Here is a 2,460-nt window from a genome sequence, read left to right as displayed (position 1 = left end):
GGTGGGCGCGGTCCCGGTCCTGGCGGTGGGCACGGCGCGCTCGGCGGTGGTGTCCACGTCCGCTCCCGGCGTCTCGGCGGTCCTGGGGGCGGGCGCGGTCCCGAGCGGGGCCCCCGCGCTCCTCGGGACCGGGGCGGTCCTCGGGGCCGGGGCGGTCGCGCTCGCGGCGGTCGCGGTGTCGCCCTGGTCGGAGGTCGGCTTGCCTGCTGCGCTCGTGGTCATGAGTTCACCTGGATTGCCGTTCGGTAGCTGTTGCGATCCACGGAGACGGACACGGAGACGGTCGTGAACAGGCCGGCCGGGAGGGTGAGCCGGAGCGGCACGGTGGCGCCGACGGACAGCGGGAGGCCGATGGGCGTCCCGGAGACGGCGGTGTACGAGGTGCCGGGGCAGGTGGCGGTCGCGGTGTTCCACGCGGTGCTGCACACGTCGAGCGCGGCGCCCGCGAGCGGGAGGCCGCCCGAGGTGATGGTGAAGGTCGCCCGGACCATGTCGATGGTGCCGTTGTTGCGCACGGACGGGTAGGCGTAGGTGCGGGAGAGGCTGGTGTAGCTGACGCCGTAGGGCTGCCCGACGTAGGTGGTCCCCGTGGCGCCCACCATGATGGCGGACGCGGTGATCGTGGTGCTGGTCCCCGTCGGCGGGGCGGGCAGGGTCTGGCTCGCGGTCGCGGTGATCGCGGCCTCCGCAGTCCCGGTCCCGAGGAACCCGGTGTGGACGGCCGCGCCGAGCACCGCGCAGCGGGCGAGCGTCCTCATCCGGGCTCCTCGATCGCAAGGGGACTGCCGACCGGACCGGGTCAGGCGTTGCTGGTGGTGGCGGTGCGCTGGGTCTGGCCGAAGGTGTAGGTGAGGTTCACGCTCTGGCCCTGCACGGTGTTGGCGGGCAGCGCGCCGTTGACCGTGGTCTCGTTCTGGTCCGGCAGGTTCAGGCTGACGCGCAGGCGCTGCACCGAACCGGCGGAGATGGAGCCCGCGATCAGCGAGGCGTTGCTGGTGAGGCTGCTCAGCGGGGTGGCGGCGAGCAGCGCGGCGGTGGTGCCGGAGCACACGCCCGTGGTCGGGTTCCAGGTGCCGCCGTTGCAGGAGGTGACGCTGACCCGCAGGGCCCTGGTGCTGGCGCCGTCGGTGATGAGGGTGCTGGCGCCGGTGGCGGCGACCTGCAGCGTCATGGCCTGGCCGTCCAGGGTGCCGCTGTTGGTGAGGTCGACGTAGCGGTTGATGGTGTCGCCGGGGGCCACGTTGGTGACGGCCTGGTCGAAGCCCGCGCCCTGGGCGGCCATGGTGAGCCTGAGGGTGCCGTCGGTGACCGACTCGGGGGTGACGTTCGCGGCGGTGGCCAGCAGCGTCGCGTAGACGCCGACGCCCATGGCGACGAGCACGGAGCCGCCGATGGCGGCGAAGGCGACCGGGCGCCAGACCGAGCGGCGGGTGCGGGTGGTCTCGGCCGCGGGGGCGGTGGCGGTGGTGCGGTGCTTCACGGGAGCTCCCTGGTGTCCGGTCGGGCTGGCGGTCGTGGTCCCTTGCGTAGGACAAACGATGCGCCGCCGACCTCCGTCGGTCCTCAGGCGTTCCTCAAGCTCACCTCAAGAAAACGACGATCTTGGGACGGCGAGCTTGAGCGGGAGTGTTCCCGCAGGTCAGGGGCGGTTCTCCGGCCGGTGCGGCGGCACGGTTTTCTGCTCGCGCGGGGCGTGCGAGCGGTCGCCGGAGGCGATTTTCGAGCCCGGAGCGGAGGTTCGGCCGCCTCGCGCGACCGGTTGACCTTCAGAAGGTGGTGAAGTTATGGAACTCGGTAAACTACCGACCGGTCACCTCGGCGAAAGGGCTGGTGGAGCGTGGCGCGAGCGGGTGGTGAGGGCGTGGACGCCGCGGTGTCGCGGTTCGTCGAGCGGTTCGCGGGGATGCTCAGCGACGCCGGGATGGCCAGGATGCCCGCGCGGGTGTTCGCGGCGCTGCTGGCGACCGACAGCGGCGCGCTGACCTCCGCGGAACTGTCCGAGCGGCTCCGGATCTCCCCCGCCGCCGTGTCCGGGGCGGTCCGCTACCTCAACCAGGTCAACCTGGTCAGCCGCGAGCGCGAGGCCGGGACCCGGCGCGAGGTGTACCGGATCTACGACGACGCCTGGTACGAGTCGCTGTTCCGCCGCGAGCAGGCCCTCATCAACTGGGAGGGCGCGCTGCGCGAGGGCGCCGAGGCGCTCGCGGGCACCCCGGCCGGGGCGCGGCTGGAGCGGACGCTGGCGTTCACCGAGTTCCTGGAGCGGGAGCTGACGGGTCTGCTGGAGCGCTGGCGCCTGCACCGAAAAGAGCACTTCACGCAGTGATGACCTGTTCGACGCAGCGTCACGACCTTCGAATGCGACTGAACGGCGCTACTAGCCGGTGCCGGAAGTCAGCCAAGATCGATAAAGACCAGGTCTGAACCACCAGTTCGCGCGAACGCCCCACCTTCGAGCCC

4 protein-coding genes are annotated in these 2,460 nt (G+C 72.2%); 1 reads left to right on the top strand and 3 read right to left on the bottom strand.

Features of this window, described 5'->3' with window-relative positions:
* From ACTUAL_RS24815 to ACTUAL_RS24805, 3 genes are all read right to left on the bottom strand, one after another.
* The coding region (locus ACTUAL_RS24815) for a hypothetical protein (RefSeq protein ID WP_440901942.1) at positions 1-222 on the bottom strand (222 nt) is incomplete at its 3' end.
* Positions 219-758: a hypothetical protein gene (locus ACTUAL_RS24810; protein WP_440901941.1), complete on the bottom strand. Its 540-nt coding sequence runs from the start codon at positions 756-758 to the stop codon at positions 219-221. The genes ACTUAL_RS24810 and ACTUAL_RS24815, both read right to left, overlap by 4 nt.
* A gap of 41 nt (positions 759-799) precedes the next feature.
* Entirely contained in the window at positions 800-1,480 is a 681-nt protein-coding gene (locus ACTUAL_RS24805) for a TasA family protein (RefSeq protein ID WP_096492731.1), read from the bottom strand.
* A 423-nt stretch (positions 1,481-1,903) separates the two neighbouring features.
* On the opposite strand from ACTUAL_RS24805, the gene ACTUAL_RS24800 reads away from it, so the two are divergent.
* A complete protein-coding gene (locus ACTUAL_RS24800; protein WP_218181037.1) occupies positions 1,904-2,326 on the top strand; it encodes a GbsR/MarR family transcriptional regulator in 423 nt (140 codons plus the stop codon).
* Positions 2,327-2,460: the final 134 nt, after the last annotated feature.

Source organism: Actinosynnema sp. (genome assembly GCF_052038725.1).
Note: the sequence above shows the minus strand (reverse complement) of the source record. Positions and strands in the feature narration are given on the sequence as shown.